This is a genomic window from Paenalcaligenes sp. Me131 (genome assembly GCF_050487225.1).
Taxonomy (GTDB): Bacteria; Pseudomonadota; Gammaproteobacteria; order Burkholderiales; family Burkholderiaceae_B; genus Paenalcaligenes.
The window spans coordinates 14,896-33,697 of record NZ_JBKQGY010000001.1; the positions used below are offsets into that span (position 1 = coordinate 14,896).

Consider the following 18,802-nt stretch of genomic DNA (forward strand, 5'->3'; position numbering starts at 1 on the left):
AGTAAGCACACAGTACGGCATTTTCAAAGACTTACTCATCTATGCTGAATGCAAGAAACAGGCGAAAATAAGCTGTTTCTTGAGCAACATAATGGATTGAGTAATGCACATCTCTGTGAACCCTGATTCGGTATTCAATAGCCTTCAGTATGGTTTTAGCCAAGCGGTACTAACCAAAGAGGGGAAGCACCTTTTCTTATCAGGCCAAGTAGCAACAGATAAAGATCAAAATACTATCGCTACTGGTATGAAAGAGCAGACGCGAGTTTGTCTTGAAAATATAGAGAAAGTGCTGTTAGCGACACAAGCTAAAAAAGAGCATATTGCAATGCTGCGCATCTACATCAAAGAAGATGCCAATAACCCAGAGAATCAACTGGAAATCAGCGAGGCACTGAAAACCTTTTTCAACACTAACCCTCCTGCGTCATCCTGGGTAGTGGTTACCGGTCTTGCATTACCAGAGTGGTTAATTGAAATCGAGGCTCAGGCTGTCATTCCAGCGGTTGGATGACCTAAGGAGTTTCGCATCCACGGCATGAGGAATTCAGGGCTCTGTTAGTTAGTTTGAGCTTGGATCGATACTAGGAAGCTTTTCTTAGTATCGACCCATGTATGTTTACTGGCTTGGTTAGGGGGCTCTCAGAGGCAGTAGCAGCTTTCAGCATCAGCCTTATGCCTTATCAGTCCCTATTTCCCCTCACGCATACTGGGCGAGCTGAGCTGCCAATTGCTGCTGATAAAAGCTATTGCCATTGCGTGTATCGAATGCGTTGGCGGCTTCTTGAGCATGTTGTAGCGCTTCGTCTAACCCCATACCTACATCCATAGACAGCCCGCGTTTTTTGGCAGCCTGCAACAGTACGGCGACGGCCGCATAAAGACGGAACTGGCGGAATTTGTTTTCGCTTTTGGGTAGGATTTTAAGTTCTGTAGCAGCAAGATTTTCAGCTTCTTGCCATTGATCACTCGCCATCAAATACAAGATGAAATCAGCATTGGTGTTTAAAAACTCAACCTGGTTTTTGGTGAGTTTGTAGCCTCTTTCAAAACGCTCTTGTGCGGCTTCTTTATTACCCAATGCCCAAAAAGACAAGGCCAACATGCCATTGGTAAGGTGCGGGACTTCACCGCATCGTTGTCTGCCAGACACCAACGGTTTGCCCTTGGTGACGGCGGCTTGATGATCGTTGTGATAGAACTGAAAATGTACTTCATCATTGGTTTCGCAGGCGGCACAATCGTTCATGTGGTCTTGCTTGGCCGATTGCCACTCAGCACGTAGACGCAGCACTTCTTCAGGTTCGCCCATGCTCATTGCCACCATAGTGCGGATTTTGTAATAGGGCTTTAGCGAGTACTGAAAGCCCAGATACTTTTGCTTCATGTCTTCCAGTAGGTTGTCGATTTGTGCTTTAGATATCTCGGGGAAATCGACAATACTTAAGGCCACCCATTTGTATTTCCACATCAGGTCGTCTTCATCAATGTGGATTTCTTTGTCTTCGAACTGTTTGATCATCCACGCAAAGGCCAACAATTGCTTTTTGGGCATACCTAAAGTGTAGGTGGCATCCATCAGCATTTCGCGTGCTTCATAGCCCGCTTCTACGTCGTTGTCAGCATCAGCTGCCTTAATAGCTTGTTCGATTAGGCGCACGCCTTCTACGCTGTTTTCACCTACTTCGTAGGCTTCTTCCATGTACTCGTGAGCATTCATGCTGGTGTTCCTTGTGTTGCTGGTTTGTGGGAGTAGGCCGTCACAAACTCAGGTGTTTTCTGTAGAGTGCCAACCGCACGGTTTGTCGTGAACGTCATGCGGTAGCCAGAGTGTCTTGGTAGGCAAGAATGCCTTATTTCATCGCCTTAATGATGTGCAGCAAGCCGGTGTTCATAAGGGTGACCTCATCTTTTTTCAGAGGGTAGTGCCCCATCAACAAGGCTTGCACATAGAGCACTTCAACCACGTTGCAGATTGCGTCTACGCTTTTTCCAGAGCAAAACACGGATTGCACCACTTCATTATGAAAGTTCAGATACAACTGTGCCAACGGTGCGCTTTCTGCTTCTTCTTGCAAGCTACCTAAAATGCCGCCAAACAAATCGTTGCTGGCTTCAGCTACCCGTCCTAGTTCGCGCTCTGCTTGCTTCTGCTGGTTGCAGATGTACAGCATAGGAATGTCGTGTGGACTAAAGTAGTTGAGCACCACTTCTACTTGGTGGGTTTGTAAGCGGGCGTTTAGTTGGCGTAGTAGATCAGCAAAAGCGCGCTCCTCTTCAGGAAATAGCGGTTGGAATGCAAACTCTACGTCTTCGGCCTGGAATAGCTTGAATACCTCGTGCCCCAGTATGCCGTTTAGGTGTCTGAGGATGGCTGAGTCGTAGGCGTAACCGCCGTTAATCAGAGGCATTTGCTGCGCACGAACGACATCGGCGATTTGGCGGAATTCATCTACAGTCTGGGTGTAGTACACCACTTCGGACCGTGATAGCAGGGTTTGCAGGTTTTCTTCACCATTTAGGGTGCGAAAGTTCAGGTGTGGGTAAATGAACTGCAGCAATTCGCTGTCTTCACATGCTAAGGCTTTGAAGGCCAAGTAGTGTGTGTTGAGTAGGCGCTGCAATTGTTTCTCAGGCATCGCTTTGATTTGTTGTTTTAGCGATGCTCCCAACTCTTGGCTAACACGTTCCAGCGCTTCGTTTTGGTAAAACGCCTCGCGTGATGCGACGGGTTGCAGCTCTTTAGTCCAAATGACCGTACGGGTAAAGAATGCCCACTCAGGCATCACTTCTTCTACCGCGTCGCTCACAAACATGCGGTTCAAATAGGCGCGGTGCAGTTTGCGTGCATGGGTACTGACAGCAAAAGGAATCACATATGCCACAGCAAAAGTGTTGCCACTTTCGTTATGCAAGATGAAGTAATCTTGCAGTGAGCGCATTTCATCGGCCCCAAAAAGGGTACGCCCAAACTGCAAAACCTCGTTGCGGCTCAAGGCTTGTAGGTCCGGCAAGCTGCCTACCTTATTGCTGTGCTCGTTTAGCCATACGCGTGTGCGTTGGTCTTTAAGATAAATAGGTACTTCGAGGCAGGCACCATACTGGAACATGTACTCACGCAGGGTGCTGTGCAGATCCGCATAGGTTTCCGCAGCAATCTCTGCTTTGTACGTTAAGTACACGGTGGTGCCGATTTCAGGGTGGGCTTCAGGTGCAAGCTCGCGGATTTCGTAAGTACCATCGCCTTTACCATTCCACTCTAATACCGTGCCGGTTTTGGCTGAATGGGTCACTAAACGAATCTGCGTGGTCACCACAAAGCAAGACAATAAGCCTATGCCGAAACGTCCAATAAAGCTTTGTTCACTGCTTTCACCAAAGTTTTTCTCGCCTTTGGATGAGCTGGCGATAGTTGCCAAGAACACCTCAACCTCATCAGCCGTTAGACCAATACCATTGTCAGCAAATACTAGGGTTTTGCTGTTAGCGTTTTGGTCTTGCTGTAACTCTACATTGATCTCGCCCGCATCAAATTGGCTGTCCCACAACTTACGGGCACGAATGGCGTCAGTGCCATTTTGCAAGAGTTCACGGATATAGACGTTTTGGTCGCTGTACAAATGGTTGGAGAGGATGTCAATCATGCCCGCAAGGTTGACTTGGAAGCGGCTTTCTTGGCTCATGTGGGGGACTCAAATATGACGAATAAGAAACCTCATCATGCTAGAGAGTCATCATGGAAATAACAAGTACGTTGACGTAATTTGAGATTTTGTAATAGATAGGTGCAATTTCGTAAGCCGCAGGGCGACACCGATGGCTGTTTGTGCGTAGTGAGGGACTAGACCCATGTGTTACTCCTCAACCGTGAGTAGGGGCGTGGTGTCTATTTTGTCATGCTGTGATTGGCGTGTTTGAAGCAAAAAAAGAACGAAGCGTGTAAGGGCGCTTCGTTCTTAGGGGAAATTTGCTTTTAGCGAGCTGTCATAAGAGGCTCTTAATGACAACTCGGGCTACGTTGAAAGGCTTAGCTGGCTTTTTTGAACTTTAATGACATAAACCCTTCAAGGGAGTCATCTTTAATCTCTAACCACGGTCTAGGTAGTTGAGCGGCAACAGTTCCTGTAATTGTAGAAGCATAGGATTTATTTCTGAAACCCATAATGTCTAGTTTCTTATCTTCTAGCCATTTTTTAAATAGTTCTGCTTGTTGATGAACTGGGAAACTTGGGTAGTCAGTAGCGCTAGTGAGGTCATCAATATAGTTAGCTTGGAAATCAATAGACTGGGCATCAGTATTTAATTTTTCATGATTTTGTAGCCAGCTATCTATATCTTTACGTCGTTCACTTTCATTAGGGAGCTGTATTTTCCCCATGATAACGTCACGAACGTACCACGCTTGAGCATCAAACATATTGAACGTGAACCATTGATCTTGCATACCAAGATAAATAAGTTTCGGATTGCTTTGGAAAAATACCCCTTTATATAAATTATCAGGATATAAACAGTTATGTGTTTCCAAACGCAGTTCATCTGGTAAGAACGGGAAGTGGAAGATGTATCCGGTACACATCACAATGGCATCAAAAGCTTGGCTACTACCATCGCTAAAGTGCACCACGTTCCCTTCAATATGTTCTAAACCTGGCTTCTCGTTAACGGCTTCTGGCCAGTTATAGCCAAATGAACCACCACGATGGCTAATCGTGACCGATTTAGCGCCGTACTTATAACACTGTGAGCCTATATCTTCTGCAGAGTAGCTACCGCCTACCAGCAGTATATTTTGTCCTTCAAATTCCAACGCATCACGGAAGTCATGTGCGTGTAAGACACGCCCAGGAAACTGCTCTAAGCCTTTGTAGTAAGGCATATTAGGGGTGGAAAAATGCCCTGTTGCTACGACAACATAGTCAAACTCTTCCGTTTCTTGCTCACCCGTTTTATGGTTCATCACCGTGACACTAAAGCGTTGTGTATCCTGGTCAAAGGTTACCCAACGTACCGGGCATTCAAAGCGCATGTACGTAAACAGGGCGCGTTTGTCTAAACGACCCATGATGTAGTCTTTAAGGACTTCGCGTGGTGGGTAGGACGGGATGGCCTGACCAAAGTGCTGGTCAAAACTATAGTCAGCAAACTCAAGGCACTCTTTAGGGCCGTTAGACCACAAGTAGCGGTACATGCTGCCGTGTACAGGTTCTCCGTTTCTATCTAAGCCTGTACGCCATGTGTAGTTCCACATGCCGCCAATATCGTTTTGTTTCTCATAACAAACAATTTCTGGAAAGTCACTGCTATTAGATTTTTTACGTAATGCTTCAAAAGCACGTAATTGAGCTAGGCCACTAGGACCCGCGCCTAGAATTGCGATTCTTGTTTTTGACAAAATAAAACTCCATTTCTTTTTGGCGCTACCCATGCTGAGAGTTACGCTCTGTTTTTAATAATAATTATTTCAAGAAAAGGTTATTTTTAACTATTTATTGGATTAAATTGAGATAGTTAAATTTTTAAAAACAACCTTTATTGTGTAAATTCTGGCGTTATTATACCACACTCTGTTTTTGCTTGATTTTAAGAGTTTTCTGTAAATTAATTATTGGTTGTTTTTGGTGTTCTCCTTCCTTATGCAAGAACCAGATTTTGTCTGCATGGAGACTAGCTGTTTTGTTGCAATACACGTAAGGAGGGGCAGGAGCTGTTGCCTATTTAATAGACCATGTCAGAAGCAAGCTAGCTGGCAGATAAGAGGCGATGTGGCGGTAAGTCAGACGATTTTGACAAGCCTTCTTCTATAAGGTAAAAAACCTACGCGAGCGGAAACCGTGGCTCGTTTTGCTGTGTGGCACTGTTGCTTGCTTATTTATTACCCGGGGCGGACCGGTGTTTAGCTTTGGTCTGTATGCCAAGGCACGCTGGAGTTTACGTTGATTACCCTGAGTCCTTTTAAACGCCGCTTGGTGTATGTAGGCATTTTTGAAGTTTTTGCGATACTGTTTTCTACCCTTATTTTGATGGTGCTCAGTGAAAGTGGGGCAGACGACTCATTGCCTGTAGCCGTGATGGTGTCAGTTGCTGCCGTGGCGTGGAATTACACATACAACAGTCTTTTTGAGGCGTGGGAACGCCGTAACCACGTGATGGATAGAACCTTGCGGTTACGCTGTGCACATGCCATAGGTTTTGAGGGCGGGTTGATCCTGATTTGTCTGCCTATTTATATGTTGTGGTATGGCGTTGGGGTGTGGACGGCTTTCATGATGGAAGTTACTTTGTTAGTCTTTTTCTTGGTCTATACATTTTTCTTTACCCTAGGCTTTGACAAGATTTTTGTACTTCCTCATCAGGTACCTCAAGCACCAGCCGAGTGATAGCAGTAGGGCAGTGCGTGGGGAGCCCCTCATCAGGAGCCCGTTCTATGTTGCACAGATTTTCTACACGTACATCGCCCCGCACTTACGGCACTACCTTTTTCGGTTATATGGCTTCTTTGGTGTTGGCCGTTGCTAGCCTCGTCACACAGGGGCAAGCGCAAGCCAGCAACCAGGGGCCTATTGTGCAGAAGGCGGCCACAATAGAAGAGCAACTGCAGGCACGCGTGGGTGTGGCGGTTATTGATACCGCTAGTGGGCAGTCGTGGCTCTATAGAGCTGACGAGCGTTTTCCCATGGCCAGTACGGCTAAGACGTTAGTGTGCGCCGCTTTGCTACAACAAGGTGAGCCGCTGCTGCATAGCCCTGTTTTGCTGCAGCCCGACGACATACAAACTTATGCGCCAGTGACTAAAGAATTGGTAGGACAGACATTGTCGGCCTTTCAATTGTGCGAGATCACGCTACGTAGCAGTGATAATACGGCGGTTAATCTGGTGTTGAATGTAGTGGGCGGCCCTAGTGCTGTAACGTCCTTTTTACGCCGTATTGGTGATGAAACCACGAGACTGGATAGGTTGGAGCCAGAGGTGAATGAGGCTAAGCCGGGGGATGAGCGCGATACCACAACACCTGCGGCTATGGCAGCCACCATGCGCGCTTTGCTGGTAGATTCCGCACTAAACCCAACGATGCAGGCGCAGTTAGTGGATTGGTTGAAGGCGAATGAAGTAGCTGGGCCTTTATTGCGTGCTGGTGTGCCTAACGATTGGTTGGTGGCAGACAGAAGCGGTAGTGCTGAGTACGGCACACGTGGCGTGGCTGCAGTAATGTGGCCGGAGCAGCGTGCGCCTATAGTGACAGCTGTGTATATCACCGAAACGGATGCGCCCATTGAGGCTCGCAACGCCGCGATAGCTTCAATAGGCCAGGCTATAGCCGAAGAACTGTCATCGCTGCCCCCTAAATGAGGGGGGGCGTTACCTATGTAACGCCGCTAGGCTGGCGAGTAGGCCGTAAAATGTCGATATGGTGGTTGTCTTGCGATTCTCAATTTTATAAAACGAATATTCATTCTATAATTACTTCATGATTGAACTAACTGAAAAATCCTGTAGTCTGTTTCCTGAAATGGGCCCTCGTCACGAGGCTATCCTCAGGGCAGCATTACGCTTGTTTAATGAAAAAGGCTATTTCAGTACTTCGGTTCATGAAATCGTGGCAGCGGCGGATGTGTCGGTAGGCTTTGTGTACCATCACTTCACCGATAAGGCCGGTATAGCGCGTGCTTTATTTGACCACTTGTTGTCAGGCATGAATGCATTGCTGGACGACATAGAGGCCAGCCATGAACGCGCGCAAGAGCGTTGCAAGGCTGTCGTGCAAATGCTGTTTGAGCTTACCGATACGGAGCCAGATGCAATGGGTTTTATTATCCATGCACGACACAAAGAGTTTTTACCTACCGAGAAATCTATTTGTTCTGCCTCGGCTTTTGTACGTATGCGCAGGTTTGTACTCAAGGGTATTGAGGAAGGGGAGATCCCCGCCATGGATTCCTCAGTAGCGGGGGCGCTGGTGTATGGTGCCGCCATACGTTTAGTATGCTTGCGGTTGGATGGTTTGGTAGAGCTACCACTAGAGCATTATTTTGATGAATTGTGGTCACGTACGTGGGCCGCAGTACAAAGCGAAAATTAAGTAGTAAGCGCTAAGAAACGGGGTGTAATCACGTCCCGTTTTTTTACCGCAGTAGTTAGAACGAATGTTCGTTCTGAATTTTAATGACAACAGGAGACATCAATGACGCATCATATTTTGATTGTGGGCGGCGGGATTGGCGGTACGATGACAGCGAATCACTTGGTGAATAAGCTGTACCCCGAAATACGCGCTAAAAAAGTCAAGATCACTATGATCTCTAATTCGCCTTGGCATTATTACAAGCCGGCGTTCATGTATGTAGCCTTCAATAGTTTCTTCCGTGATGAGCTGCGTAAGCCGCAACGTAGTTTGCTGCGTCCTGAAATTGATTTTCACGTAGAGGAAGTAACGCAGTTTGATTTCGCCTCCAACCATGTGCTTTGCCGCAGCGGTAAGAAAATCGGCTATGACCATCTGATTGTTTCCACAGGTTGCTTGCCAGCGCCTGAGAAGATTGAAGGCTTGAAAGAAGCGGGCGATCACTTTTATCAGCATGCGCCGGCCAGACAGTTGGCCGATAAGCTGGCTTCTATAGAGAAAGGCCGTATTTTTATTACGGTGACTTTCCCCAAAACGCATAACGTGCCGCACCAGTGCGGGATTGCACCTATAGAAACCACACTCATGCTAGACGACTTGTTGCGTAAACGTGGAGTACGTGACCAGATTGAGATTGTGTATACCTATCCAACGGTAGCGCAGCTATTGCGCAATTGCCTGTTCTTGCAAAAAGACACGTGCGAAGTCTTGCCTACGATTTTTGAACAGCGGGGCATTAAGCACCAGCGTGGCTTTACCTTGGACAAGGTAGACCCATCCAGAAACATTGCGTACTCGGTAGAAGGTCAAGAAGAAAACTTCGATATCTTGATGGCCACTCCTCCTATTCATGCAGTAGAAGCGGTACGCAATGCGGGTATTTCGCAGGCGGCTGATAACGAAGGGTGGTTGCCAACGGATCACGAAAGCATGAAAGTGCTGGGCTTGGAAAACGTGTATGTGTTGGGCGATACGGTAGATTTGCCAGTCAGTAAAGCGGGTGGTTCGTGCCATAGCCAATCGCCAGTGGTGGTCAATAACATAGCATCCGAGATTCGTCATGGACGTATTTGTGATGCATACGACGGCAAGGTCGTGGCGATTGCACAAATGGGGTTAGAAGATGGCATGCCGCTTTGGTATGACTACAACGAGGACGTGAAGCCTACGCCTCCCAATAAGTTGGGTGGATTAATGCGTAAAGGCTTTAACCGTGGTGTGTATTGGGCTGTGGCTCGCGGGTTGGTGTAAGTCATCCATACAGACAAGGAGATAACGACATGACAAATAGTGAAAACACAGGGCACAACATGCTGAATATCACGGCAGAGCAAAGTACCGCCAAACCCTTTGATGCGTTGATGCAAAATGAAGCTGCCATGAAAGGACTTGAAGATCTGCTGGAAAAAGTAGGGCCGTTGTTAGCTGGCGGGCGGTTCAACCGTTTGGTGGATTTAGCTTCCGTGACAGCCGATGCGGTGGATATGACCGACGCCTACATGATAGAGAAAATGGCCAAAGCCTTTGATGATGTGACGGGGGCGGTATGGACAGCAGGTAATGCGGCGCGCATGGCGCAAGCACACGTGGCTGATATGAAAGATCCTCCTTCTATCATGGGCTTGTGGCGCTTGGCTCGTGAGCCTGAAGTACGCCGTGGCTTGGCATTTTTATTCTCGGTGGCTGGTGTGTTAGGCAAAGGTATGTCTACCCCACCATTAGATGGCACGGCAGAGTAAATAGGCGCAGATAAGAAAAAGGCCCTGTATTCACACAGGGCCTTTTTCATGGCGAAGTGAGGACTACGCCTAACTTTTATACAGGTTGTAGCCCAAGGCATTAGCAATAGACGCAACCATTTTTTGACCGCGCACGCTATTGCCTACCTCGTCTAAGGGTGGCGAGAATGCGGCGATACCCATCACACCGGGGACTACGGCTAAAATCCCGCCCCCCACACCGCTTTTTCCTGGTAAACCTACGGTGTAGGCCCAGTCGCCAGAGGTGTCATACAGCCCCTCCATGGTCATATCTGCCAGAATGCGGGGAGTATTGTCGGCACTTAAGACTTGCTCTTGACTCACGGGATTGACCCCGCCTGTTGCGAGCGTAGCGCCCATAGTGGCTAGCTCTACGGTGGTTAACAGGGTGGAACATTGGCGGGTATACACATCACACGCTTCCATAGGGTCGCAGTACAAATAGCCAGCCGAATACAGTAACCAGGCGATGGCACGATTATGGAAGTTGGTGGTTTGTTCGGATTCGTTTAACTGAGCAGATAGCTTAATCTGTGGCGAGCCCAGTTTGCGCTGCATGGCAAGGATGCGGCTCCAGCGGTCTTCGGTGTTTTTGGCTTTGATCAGGCTGGCACTGGCAATGGCACCGGCATTCACCAGTGGGGATAAGGGTTTACCGCTGTGTAGCTCTAAGGCCATGACAGAGTTAAACGGCATACCTGTAGCATCAGCCCCGATTTTTTGCTGCACCGTTTCAGCGCCCCAATCTTCCAGAGCCAAAGCCAAGGTACACACTTTGGAAATGGATTCTATGGCAAATCGGTAGTGAATATCGCCAGCGGAAAGAATGTCTCCTTGTGCGGTCACAATCGCGACGGCAGAGAGGTCGCTGGGGATATTGGCGAGAAAAGGAATGTAATCAGCGTTAGCACCGCCGGGTGCTTGACCAAATTTTTGATGAGCGTCGTCAACGGCTGATTGTAGGGTCTTGAGGTCTAGCACGAGCCTACTCCTGAAAGTGGATCATGAAAGTAACAGAGGAAAAACTGTCATGATACGAACAGCTTTTCCTCTGGATGTGCTGGGTACTACAGCCTCTTAAGAGTTGCTAGGTGCAGCGGTTGTACTAGGGGCTGTAGTTGCTGTGGTGGCCGCCGCTTTGACTTCCCAGGTGAAGGGCTCGAAGTCAGAGTTGGGGTCACGCCAGCTAGGTTTACGTTGTGCGTAAATGATCAGCGGGATAGCCACAAAGATCACGACCAACACTACCAAATACAGGAAGTAGGAGGTTGGGCTACCTACGGCAATTTGGCTAGGTGGTACGAAGCTCAGTGCGAAAGCGAGTAAGGAGCCTACAAAACCCAACGATGCCCATAAATACATGGCGGGGGCGCGGTAGGGGCGAGGGCGATCTGGTTGTGTACGGCGCAGACGAATACCTGCCGCAAACATCAGCAAGTACATCACCAAGTACAAAATCACCGTCAACTGCGACAGGATCTGGAACGCAGCTTGCACAGAAGGCATTACTACGAAGGTAATGGAAAGAATGGATACGATCACCGCTTGCACCAGCATCAGGTTTACACCCATGCCGTGCTTATTGGTTTTTTGGAACCAACGTGGTAGGTAGCCTGCTTTGGCAACGGCCAGTACCCCAGTGTTAGGACCGGCAATCCATGTCACCACTCCACCCAGTACACCAAATGCCAGCATGACAGCGACAATAGAGCCTAGCCATGGTGCTCCCAGCCATTTGAAGAGCAGGTCATAGGCCAACAGCAGACTTTGAGTCAGGTTAATGTCTTGGGCGGGCACAATAAAGGCGATACCCAAGGTACTCAGCAAGAAAATCGCTACTGTACCCAATGATGCAATGGTGATAGCAATGGGGTATTTTTTAGTAGGATTGTCCATGTCCTTCACGTGTACCGCGTTCATTTCCATACCGGCGTAAGCCAAGAAAATGCTGGCGGCGAGTACGACGGTGCTGAAATTGCTGAAGTCGGGCATCAGCGCACCCCACGACAGTTCAATCAATGGTTTATTGCCACTGAACATCAAGTAGGCAAACCCTAGCAAGGTCACAATACCGGCTGGAATGATGGTGCCTACAATACCGCACCATTTGGATACGCTGGCAAAAATGCCTACGCCGCGCAGCGCAATGGCGACAGAGATCCAGTACACAATCAGCACAAAGCTGGTGATATACCATTTATTGGCCGAGATACTTTCCGCCATGCTGACGGTAGGATCAATAAAAGCAATGGAAACAGCACCAAATGTCAGCACTGTGGGGAAGTAGGGGATTACTTCAATCCACACCATCGCCATGGCTAAAAAGCCCAGTCTAGGGCCGAAAGCTTCACTGACCCAGCGGAATACACCGCCTTTTTCGGGGTACGTGGTGGCGAGTTCAGCCGCTACCAGTGCCATAGGAATCAGAAAAACGAGTGCAGCAAAGGCAAAGAAAAATATGGAACCTAATCCATACTCTGCTTCTGATGGTAGAAAGCGCAGGCTAACCACCGCCGTGATGTTCATGATGGCAATGGTAGCAATCGACATCTTCGCCGTAGGCTGATTTTGTGTCGCAGAGCTCATGGTTACCCTCTCATAAAGATGATTGAAAACAGAAACCGGCAGGGATGCAGAAAGAGGCCATTGCTGACCTCTTTCCTATACCTTATGTTTTAGTGGTGGAAGCCACCGGCTTCTTGTTCATCCAACGGCTGCGATACAGGGCGTTTGGCAAAGTAGTCCAACGTGCGTTGGAAATCAGCCAATAGCAAATCGGCCAAGTCGCGGCTCACGCCGTGACGTACCAAAATACGCTGCACCACGAGGTCTTCGCGATTGGCAGGCATGGAGTAGGCGGGAACTTGCCAGCCACGACTACGCAGGCGGTCTGCAAAGTCATACAAAGTGAAATTCACTTTACCTTTGAACTCTTCTTTAATGGTCCATGACAAGGCAGGAATGCCTTTTTTCATGTCGCCATCAAAAATGATTTTGAAGGGGCCGAATTTCTCAATTTCTTGGGACAGGTATTTGGCGGTGTCGTAGCACGCGGTTTGAATGCGTTTGTAACCCTCTTTGCCCAAGCGCAGGAAGTTGTAGTACTGAGCCACAATCTGGCCACCAGGGCGCGAGAAGTTCAGCGCGAACGTAGGCATGTTGCCACCTAGATAGTTCACGTTAAAGATTAGCTCTTCTGGCAGGCTGGCGGCATCACGCCACACTACCCAACCCACCCCCAGTGGTGCCAAACCGAATTTGTGACCCGATGAGTTAATGGATTTCACGCGAGGAAGGCGGAAGTCCCACTCGATTTCGGGGGCGCAAAATGGTGCCAAGAAACCACCGCTAGCACCATCGACGTGGATAGGAATATCTAACCCTGTGTCTTTTTGCAGTTTATCCAACGCATCGCTCACGGCTTTAACGGGCTCGTAATCGCATGTGAAGGTAACGCCCATGGTAGGTACAACACCGATAGTGTTTTCGTCTACGCGTTTTAGTACTTCTTCTGGCGACATGATTAGTCTATCGCCTTCCAGAGGGATCTCGCGCAGTTCTACATCGAAGTAGCGTGCGAACTTGTGCCAGCAAATTTGCACAGGACCGCAAATTAAGTTGGGTTTGTCGGTAGGCTTACCGGCTGCTTGCATCTTTTTGCGCCAGCTCCATTTCAGTGCCAAGCCCCCCAGCATTGCCGCTTCGGATGACCCAGTTGTAGAGCACCCCATGGTGTTAGCCGCATCGGGAGAGTTCCACAAATCAGCAATCATGTGCACGCAACGTGACTCGATTTCAGCCGTTTGTGGGTACTCATCTTTGTCGATCATGTTTTTGTCTATGGACTCATCCATAAGACGGCGGGCTTCATCGTCTACCCATGTCTGGCAAAAGGTCGCTAGGTTTTGGCGCGAATTACCATCCATCATTAATTCGTCATGTACCACTTGGTAGGCGTGACGTGGGTCATGCTCACCCTCAGGCATTTTGTACTTGGGCATGACTACCGATAGATCGTTGGATGCGTATACATCGTCGTACATACGATCACGGATATCATCTTTGGAGTGCAGAGCCATCTCTATAACCTCATTGAATGAAAAGGGTTGAGCCGAATTTCGGCTTGAAACAACATCATTAATACGAGTTAATCGGTAAGTGGCTTATTTGGTTTTATTGGAAATTTTTTTGCTGCAGCAATGACTGGATGATGTGTGGATTCTAGATGGCTTTAATAATTCTATTCTGTAACTAGTTAATTCTAGTATTTCTATATGTTTCTATGGTGGGCATTTATTTGCTAAGAGAGTGAGCTGATTTTTATGCGGTAAAACGTATTTTTGAGGTGCAAAATTGAGTAGAGATAGTATTTTTAGTCTCAAGGAAAACACACTAAGCACCTGATTTTTGGATGTAAAAAAGCAGGCAGTCTACTCAAAAAGGTAGGCTGCTTGCTGTGTATGCCATAACCGTGACACAGATGGCAGTGATGATGTGTCTGGGCAGTTACGACAAGAGCTTACGTAGCTCCATCAGGCCTGTTTGTAACGCTGTTTCTTGGTTTTGTACGGCTTCAGGTAAGCCTATATGGCCGTCATTACGTAAGATTTGTTCAGTAGAGAGGGTGAGTTCGGCATGTTGTTGGGTGACATGCAGTTTAAGCCCCGTTAATACTTGCCGTAATTGCGCTGCACATTTCTCACCCCCATGAGCGCCGTAACTCACAATAAAAGCGGGCTTATGGTGCCATTCACTATATAAATGATCCAGCGCATTTTTTAATGCAGCAGGATAGCCCCAGTTATATTGAGGCGTCACAAAAATAAACGCATCGGCTTGGGATATTTTACTGCTCCAGGCTTGAGCTTGTGGTGTTTGATAACCTGCGCCATGAGCAGGAATGGCTGGTTCATCCATCATGGGCAACGGCCAATTACGTAAATCCACTAATTCGAACACGGCTTCGGGTATGCAGAGTCGTCCTACGGATGCTACCCAGTCTGCTAGTAAAGGGCTAATACGCTGCAAGCGTACGCTGCCCATAATGACGAGAATTTTAGGGGAGGGCTTCATGTGCATTCTCTACGTTAATGTGGCTGATTGATGCAGGCCTAACGACCCCTCTCATCATAATCAGTTATGGCTATGCTGGTTTTGTTTTAAGGCAGAAAGGACACGATTTTTCTGTACGAAAGCTCGCTCTATGCGGGTGTGCGATGGGGTGTTTTGAGCCATTACGTAACTGAATGTTAGTAAATTATGGTTGTGACATGCCTTGCTATAAATAATAGAAAGTAATATGAGTGATATAAATCAAGGTATTAATGTCATGTTCATGCCTTAGTCAATTCAGTGGTATGTGGCAATGAAATATATGGTTACTAAATAGCGGTTAATTCAGTAAAAGCAAATAGGACTGAAAATCGTGAGCAATAGGCCAGCAGTGACGCCAAGCTTAAGTGTCTGTAGAAGCAGACAGAAAACAGGTGTTTTGGGCTTTGGTGGTGCAAGTCATAACGGTTGTGTTGAGGCTTCAAATACAATACATACGTATGTATTGAATGGTGCAAAACATGAGCAAACCGCGCAGCATAGACAGGGATAAAGTGTTGGATCTTGCTGAGGCCATTGTGGACGAACACGGTGCGGCGGCATTGACTATTGATGCTGTGGCGAAAGCGATGGGCATTAGTAAAGGCGGTGTGCAATCGTGTTTCGGTACCAAACAAGGTTTGGTGAATGCCATGTTGGAGCGCTGGGGGCGACGTTATGATGCCTGCTTGGAAAAGGCAGCAGGTGTCTCAATAGAGCAGTTATCCAGCATCGATAAAATCAGTCAGCATATACACATCACAGCAGATGAGCAGGCGCTCATTGCGCGAGCAGCCAGCCATCTTAGTGTGCTCCTAGAGGCTAAAGAACTACGTGAGTGGATCAAGCGATGGCATCACGAGCGATTAGCAGAATTAGACACCTCTACACCTGAAGGCAAAAAGGCGCGTATTGCGTACTTTGCGACAGAAGGGGCGTTTGTATTGCGTTATTTCGGTTTGGCCGAGTTAAGTGATCAAGCGTGGCAAGACACCTTTAACGATATAGCCGGCTTGATGGGCAAGCAGGCAATGTAACCACCTCTTAAGTCAGGGCAGTAGTTTTCATGTTGAGTTGGGTTTTTTTAGTGATATCCAGTGCGCTGGAGGTCTTGTGGGCAGCAGGGCTGAAGTATGCAGCAAGTCCAGAGGATTGGGCTGCAACCGTTCTGTGCATTGTGGGCAGTTTTGTGTTTATGGTGTTGGCGGCACAGCGTATGGGGGCGGCATTTGCCTATGTGGTGTTTGTCACCTTTGGCACGGTAGGTACTTATCTATTAGACGTGCTGTATTTTGGTAAAGAACTGAAATGGGCCGCCATGTTGGCCATCGCTGTGATTTTGTTCTCGGTGATCAAGTTGAAGCAGAACGAGGCATAGGATGAATTGGTTATTTCTGGTTCTGGCTGGCTTGTTAGAGATTTTCGTGGTGGCGGGTATTCGCGATATAGCGAGTAAGCGTTATAGGCGTGGTGCAGTGGTGTACGGCTTAGGCTTATCTAGTTCGCTGTACTTTTTGTACCTTTCTATGCGCAGTATTGATGTGTCTATTGCCTATACCGCTTACACAGGAATAGGGGTAATAGGCACGGTAGTCTCTGGTATTGTGCTGTGGGGCGATAAGGGTGGTGTGCGTAAGTTCTTCTACTTGCTGTTGATCATTGCGTCTATCGTGACATTGAAAATGGTGGGCTGATGACCTTACCCGATGTTGGGCCGCAGGGTATTTTGCTTGAAGTTGTAAGGTAAATTGTTTCTAAAAGTTTTTATTTTTCTTCTATTTTCTTCTAAGTTTAGCTAAAATCGGCGAAATTTGCTTTATTCTTCGTAATAGTCCATGCTATAGCGTGTTATGGGTTTTAGGGAGAATGGTATGCATGCGTATGAAACACGTATACAAACTGTGGAAGTGCGTGAAGCAGGCAATATGCGACTGCGCACTTTGGCCGACACTCAGCAGTTTCACGACTACAAAGGGATGGCGGCACGTTTGGGTGTTTCGTCGGCCACATGGCCGTTATTTGGTCAGCTTTGGCCTTCCAGTGTTCATCTGGCTAACAAAGTAGCCACACGTCCTTTAGATAAAAAACTACGGATACTAGAAATTGGTTGTGGCCTAGGGCTTGCCAGTTTGGTGGCGCATCAACGCGGTTTACAAATCACCGCCAGTGATACGCACCCGTTAAGCAGCGAGTTTTTACGTCGTAATGTGCATTTGAATAAGTTGTTGCCGATGCGCTATAAGTATGGCCGTTGGGGCAAGAACTATAACCAGCAAGCCAAAATCTTAGGGCTAGAGGTGCTAGAAAGCCGCTTTGATTTGATTATGGCGAGCGATGTGCTGTACGAGCCAGATATGCCTAACGATTTGGCTGCTTTTATTGACCAGCACAGTGAGCCTACCGCTGAGTTCTGGCTGGTAGACCCAAACCGAGGTTATGCCGGACGCTTTGGCAAAGAGCTGCAAGAGCACGGGTTTGAGTTGTTGGAAAATACAGAACTAAAAGAAGACCCAAGTGAGCATAATACTAAGGGGTTTTCAGGGCGCTTTTTACGTTATGGGCGTCAGGTTGTGCACCAATAAGTAAAACAGTAGCACGATAAAAAACGGCAGGCGCGCGAGCCTGCCGTTTTTTTGTTCTAGCCTAGAATCTCATCAGTGAGACTGATTGCGTTCTTCTTCTAGGCTGCGGTTGCGTTGCTCGATGGCAGCGGGGAATAGATCCCAGCATGCAATAAAGAGGGCTGCAATCAGCGGGCCAATCACAAAGCCATTCAGGCCAAAGAGCGACAAGCCTCCCAGCGTAGAAATCAAAATGATGTAATCGGGGATTTTTGTGTCTTTACCCACTAAGAGTGGGCGCAGAACGTTGTCTACCAAGCCGATGACGAATAAGCCAAAGGCTGTTAGTACAGTGCCTTCAAATATCTGCCCTGTGGCAAAGAAGTAAATGGCTACAGGCCCCCAGATGAGGGATGCTCCCACTGCTGGCAGTAGAGACAGCACAGCCATCAATACGCCCCAGAATAAGGATGCTTGAATACCGAGAATAAAGAAGATCAATCCCCCCAGTGCACCTTGGGTGGCAGCCACTGCAAGGTTACCTTTAATGGTCGCGCGCACCACGATAGTCAGTTTGCGCAACAGGTGGCTTTTTTGTTCTTCGCTCAGCGGGATCAGGTTGCGGCAGTGGCGACCCAGCATCGTGCCGTCACGCAGCAAGAAGAACAACATGTACAACATAATCCCCAGGCTAACCAAGAACTGGAAGGTGTTAGAACCTATGCTCAGTGCTTGGCGGGTTAGGAACTGCCCAGAGCTGATGGCGAACTCGGAAAAACGTTCGCGCATGCTGTCTAGATCACCGCCTAATAGGCGATTAGCAATGTCATGCACACTTTGTGGCATCACGCGCAAGATTTGGTCTAGGTAGTTACCAAGGTTGAGTTGTCCTCCCTCCATCATCTTGTAGAGCGAGACCATCTCTTGTATTAGTGCACCTGCGACGAGTATGACCGGGATAATGACGATCAGAATGATGATGAGTAGGGCGACTAGGGCAGCCAGTGTTTTTCTACCATTCATGACCGTCAAAATACGGCGTTGCAGTGGGGCAAAAATAATCGCTAAGACTACGCCCCAAAATACAGCGCCGTAAAACGGCAATAGCAGCCAAATAAACGTTAGGCTGACGAAAGCAAGCAACACCAGGAAGCTGCGGAAATAAAGGGCCGTTTCAATTTTCATGGAAAATGTGCGTAATGAGAAATCCGTGAAGTGTGCTAACGATAACCTGAATCCTGGTGTCTGCGCTTGAATTATCTGTAAT

General features: G+C 47.9%; 18 protein-coding genes. 10 read left to right on the plus strand and 8 right to left on the minus strand.

Translation table 11 applies throughout. The features are described 5' to 3' along the window. Window positions 1-103: 103 nt before the first annotated feature. Complete coding sequence (locus ACLPHM_RS00075; protein WP_135866297.1) at window positions 104-514, plus strand: RidA family protein; 411 nt, start codon at window positions 104-106, stop codon at window positions 512-514. Window positions 515-700: 186 nt separating this feature from the next. Here ACLPHM_RS00075 and ACLPHM_RS00080 read toward each other — a convergent pair whose 3' ends face one another. The 3 genes from ACLPHM_RS00080 to ACLPHM_RS00090 all read right to left on the minus strand — a co-directional run bounded on the left by ACLPHM_RS00080 (window position 701) and on the right by ACLPHM_RS00090 (window position 5,428). Next, complete coding sequence (locus tag ACLPHM_RS00080) at window positions 701-1,720, minus strand: hypothetical protein (protein WP_430219261.1); 1,020 nt, start codon at window positions 1,718-1,720, stop codon at window positions 701-703. Between the two features lie 133 nt (window positions 1,721-1,853). After that, window positions 1,854-3,683 (minus strand): HSP90 family protein, encoded by a 1,830-nt coding sequence (locus ACLPHM_RS00085; RefSeq protein WP_430219262.1) that lies wholly within the window; start codon window positions 3,681-3,683, stop codon window positions 1,854-1,856. Between the two features lie 344 nt (window positions 3,684-4,027). Continuing rightward, window positions 4,028-5,428 carry an NAD(P)-binding domain-containing protein gene (locus tag ACLPHM_RS00090; protein ID WP_430219263.1) on the minus strand — a complete coding sequence of 467 codons (1,401 nt, stop codon included), beginning with the start codon at window positions 5,426-5,428 and terminating at the stop codon, window positions 4,028-4,030. 508 nt (window positions 5,429-5,936) lie between these two features. Here ACLPHM_RS00090 and ACLPHM_RS00095 point away from each other — a divergent pair. The 5 genes from ACLPHM_RS00095 to ACLPHM_RS00115 all read left to right on the plus strand — a co-directional run bounded on the left by ACLPHM_RS00095 (window position 5,937) and on the right by ACLPHM_RS00115 (window position 9,862). Beyond that, the gene (locus ACLPHM_RS00095; RefSeq protein WP_430219264.1) at window positions 5,937-6,380 is read left to right on the plus strand and encodes a PACE efflux transporter; all 444 of its coding nucleotides are present in this window, start codon (window positions 5,937-5,939) and stop codon (window positions 6,378-6,380) included. 110 nt (window positions 6,381-6,490) lie between these two features. Then, window positions 6,491-7,351, plus strand: coding sequence for a class A beta-lactamase (gene bla, locus ACLPHM_RS00100; protein ID WP_430220726.1), 861 nt, complete (start codon window positions 6,491-6,493; stop codon window positions 7,349-7,351). A 118-nt stretch (window positions 7,352-7,469) separates the two neighbouring features. Further along, window positions 7,470-8,081: a TetR/AcrR family transcriptional regulator gene (locus ACLPHM_RS00105; RefSeq protein ID WP_430219265.1), complete on the plus strand. Its 612-nt coding sequence runs from the start codon at window positions 7,470-7,472 to the stop codon at window positions 8,079-8,081. A 102-nt stretch (window positions 8,082-8,183) separates the two neighbouring features. Continuing rightward, window positions 8,184-9,374 carry an NAD(P)/FAD-dependent oxidoreductase gene (locus tag ACLPHM_RS00110; RefSeq protein WP_430219266.1) on the plus strand — a complete coding sequence of 397 codons (1,191 nt, stop codon included), beginning with the start codon at window positions 8,184-8,186 and terminating at the stop codon, window positions 9,372-9,374. 29 nt (window positions 9,375-9,403) lie between these two features. Next, on the plus strand, window positions 9,404-9,862 hold the full coding sequence (locus ACLPHM_RS00115; RefSeq protein WP_430219267.1) for a DUF1641 domain-containing protein: 459 nt from the start codon (window positions 9,404-9,406) through the stop codon (window positions 9,860-9,862). A gap of 69 nt (window positions 9,863-9,931) precedes the next feature. Here the strand turns inward: ACLPHM_RS00115 and glsA are convergent, their stop codons facing one another. From glsA to ACLPHM_RS00135, 4 genes are all read right to left on the minus strand, one after another. Beyond that, complete coding sequence (gene glsA, locus ACLPHM_RS00120; protein ID WP_430219268.1) at window positions 9,932-10,864, minus strand: glutaminase A; 933 nt, start codon at window positions 10,862-10,864, stop codon at window positions 9,932-9,934. A 96-nt stretch (window positions 10,865-10,960) separates the two neighbouring features. Beyond that, window positions 10,961-12,469 carry a putative glutamine/gamma-aminobutyrate antiporter GadC gene (gene gadC / locus ACLPHM_RS00125; protein WP_430219269.1) on the minus strand — a complete coding sequence of 503 codons (1,509 nt, stop codon included), beginning with the start codon at window positions 12,467-12,469 and terminating at the stop codon, window positions 10,961-10,963. An 89-nt stretch (window positions 12,470-12,558) separates the two neighbouring features. Further along, window positions 12,559-13,962 carry a glutamate decarboxylase gene (locus ACLPHM_RS00130; protein ID WP_430219270.1) on the minus strand — a complete coding sequence of 468 codons (1,404 nt, stop codon included), beginning with the start codon at window positions 13,960-13,962 and terminating at the stop codon, window positions 12,559-12,561. Window positions 13,963-14,389: 427 nt separating this feature from the next. Next, a complete protein-coding gene (locus ACLPHM_RS00135) occupies window positions 14,390-14,956 on the minus strand; it encodes an NADPH-dependent FMN reductase (RefSeq protein WP_430219271.1) in 567 nt (188 codons plus the stop codon). A 500-nt stretch (window positions 14,957-15,456) separates the two neighbouring features. Here ACLPHM_RS00135 and ACLPHM_RS00140 point away from each other — a divergent pair, with 500 nt between their 5' ends. From ACLPHM_RS00140 to ACLPHM_RS00155, 4 genes are all read left to right on the plus strand, one after another. Further along, on the plus strand, window positions 15,457-16,011 hold the full coding sequence (locus tag ACLPHM_RS00140; RefSeq protein ID WP_430219272.1) for a TetR/AcrR family transcriptional regulator: 555 nt from the start codon (window positions 15,457-15,459) through the stop codon (window positions 16,009-16,011). Window positions 16,012-16,040: 29 nt separating this feature from the next. Next, a complete protein-coding gene (locus ACLPHM_RS00145; RefSeq protein WP_430219273.1) occupies window positions 16,041-16,352 on the plus strand; it encodes a DMT family transporter in 312 nt (103 codons plus the stop codon). A 1-nt stretch (window position 16,353) separates the two neighbouring features. Next, window positions 16,354-16,668, plus strand: coding sequence for a DMT family transporter (locus tag ACLPHM_RS00150; RefSeq protein WP_430219274.1), 315 nt, complete (start codon window positions 16,354-16,356; stop codon window positions 16,666-16,668). A 177-nt stretch (window positions 16,669-16,845) separates the two neighbouring features. After that, complete coding sequence (locus ACLPHM_RS00155; protein ID WP_430219275.1) at window positions 16,846-17,556, plus strand: class I SAM-dependent methyltransferase; 711 nt, start codon at window positions 16,846-16,848, stop codon at window positions 17,554-17,556. 72 nt (window positions 17,557-17,628) lie between these two features. Here ACLPHM_RS00155 and ACLPHM_RS00160 read toward each other — a convergent pair whose 3' ends face one another. Then, window positions 17,629-18,720: an AI-2E family transporter gene (locus ACLPHM_RS00160; RefSeq protein ID WP_430219276.1), complete on the minus strand. Its 1,092-nt coding sequence runs from the start codon at window positions 18,718-18,720 to the stop codon at window positions 17,629-17,631. Window positions 18,721-18,802: the final 82 nt, after the last annotated feature.

Excerpts from the sequence above, each read along its gene's own strand:
- ACLPHM_RS00075 (WP_135866297.1), top strand. The coding sequence starts at position 104 with ATGCACATCTCTGTGAACCCTGATTCGGTATTCAATAGCCTTCAGTAT.
- ACLPHM_RS00080 (WP_430219261.1), bottom strand. The coding sequence starts at position 1,720 with ATGAATGCTCACGAGTACATGGAAGAAGCCTACGAAGTAGGTGAAAAC.
- ACLPHM_RS00085 (WP_430219262.1), bottom strand. The coding sequence starts at position 3,683 with ATGAGCCAAGAAAGCCGCTTCCAAGTCAACCTTGCGGGCATGATTGAC.
- ACLPHM_RS00090 (WP_430219263.1), bottom strand. The coding sequence starts at position 5,428 with ATGGGTAGCGCCAAAAAGAAATGGAGTTTTATTTTGTCAAAAACAAGA.
- bla (WP_430220726.1), top strand. The coding sequence starts at position 6,491 with ATGGCTTCTTTGGTGTTGGCCGTTGCTAGCCTCGTCACACAGGGGCAA.
- ACLPHM_RS00105 (WP_430219265.1), top strand. The coding sequence starts at position 7,470 with ATGATTGAACTAACTGAAAAATCCTGTAGTCTGTTTCCTGAAATGGGC.
- ACLPHM_RS00110 (WP_430219266.1), top strand. The coding sequence starts at position 8,184 with ATGACGCATCATATTTTGATTGTGGGCGGCGGGATTGGCGGTACGATG.
- ACLPHM_RS00115 (WP_430219267.1), top strand. The coding sequence starts at position 9,404 with ATGACAAATAGTGAAAACACAGGGCACAACATGCTGAATATCACGGCA.
- gadC (WP_430219269.1), bottom strand. The coding sequence starts at position 12,469 with ATGAGCTCTGCGACACAAAATCAGCCTACGGCGAAGATGTCGATTGCT.
- ACLPHM_RS00130 (WP_430219270.1), bottom strand. The coding sequence starts at position 13,962 with ATGGCTCTGCACTCCAAAGATGATATCCGTGATCGTATGTACGACGAT.
- ACLPHM_RS00135 (WP_430219271.1), bottom strand. The coding sequence starts at position 14,956 with ATGAAGCCCTCCCCTAAAATTCTCGTCATTATGGGCAGCGTACGCTTG.
- ACLPHM_RS00140 (WP_430219272.1), top strand. The coding sequence starts at position 15,457 with ATGAGCAAACCGCGCAGCATAGACAGGGATAAAGTGTTGGATCTTGCT.
- ACLPHM_RS00145 (WP_430219273.1), top strand. The coding sequence starts at position 16,041 with ATGTTGAGTTGGGTTTTTTTAGTGATATCCAGTGCGCTGGAGGTCTTG.
- ACLPHM_RS00150 (WP_430219274.1), top strand. The coding sequence starts at position 16,354 with ATGAATTGGTTATTTCTGGTTCTGGCTGGCTTGTTAGAGATTTTCGTG.
- ACLPHM_RS00155 (WP_430219275.1), top strand. The coding sequence starts at position 16,846 with ATGCATGCGTATGAAACACGTATACAAACTGTGGAAGTGCGTGAAGCA.
- ACLPHM_RS00160 (WP_430219276.1), bottom strand. The coding sequence starts at position 18,720 with ATGAAAATTGAAACGGCCCTTTATTTCCGCAGCTTCCTGGTGTTGCTT.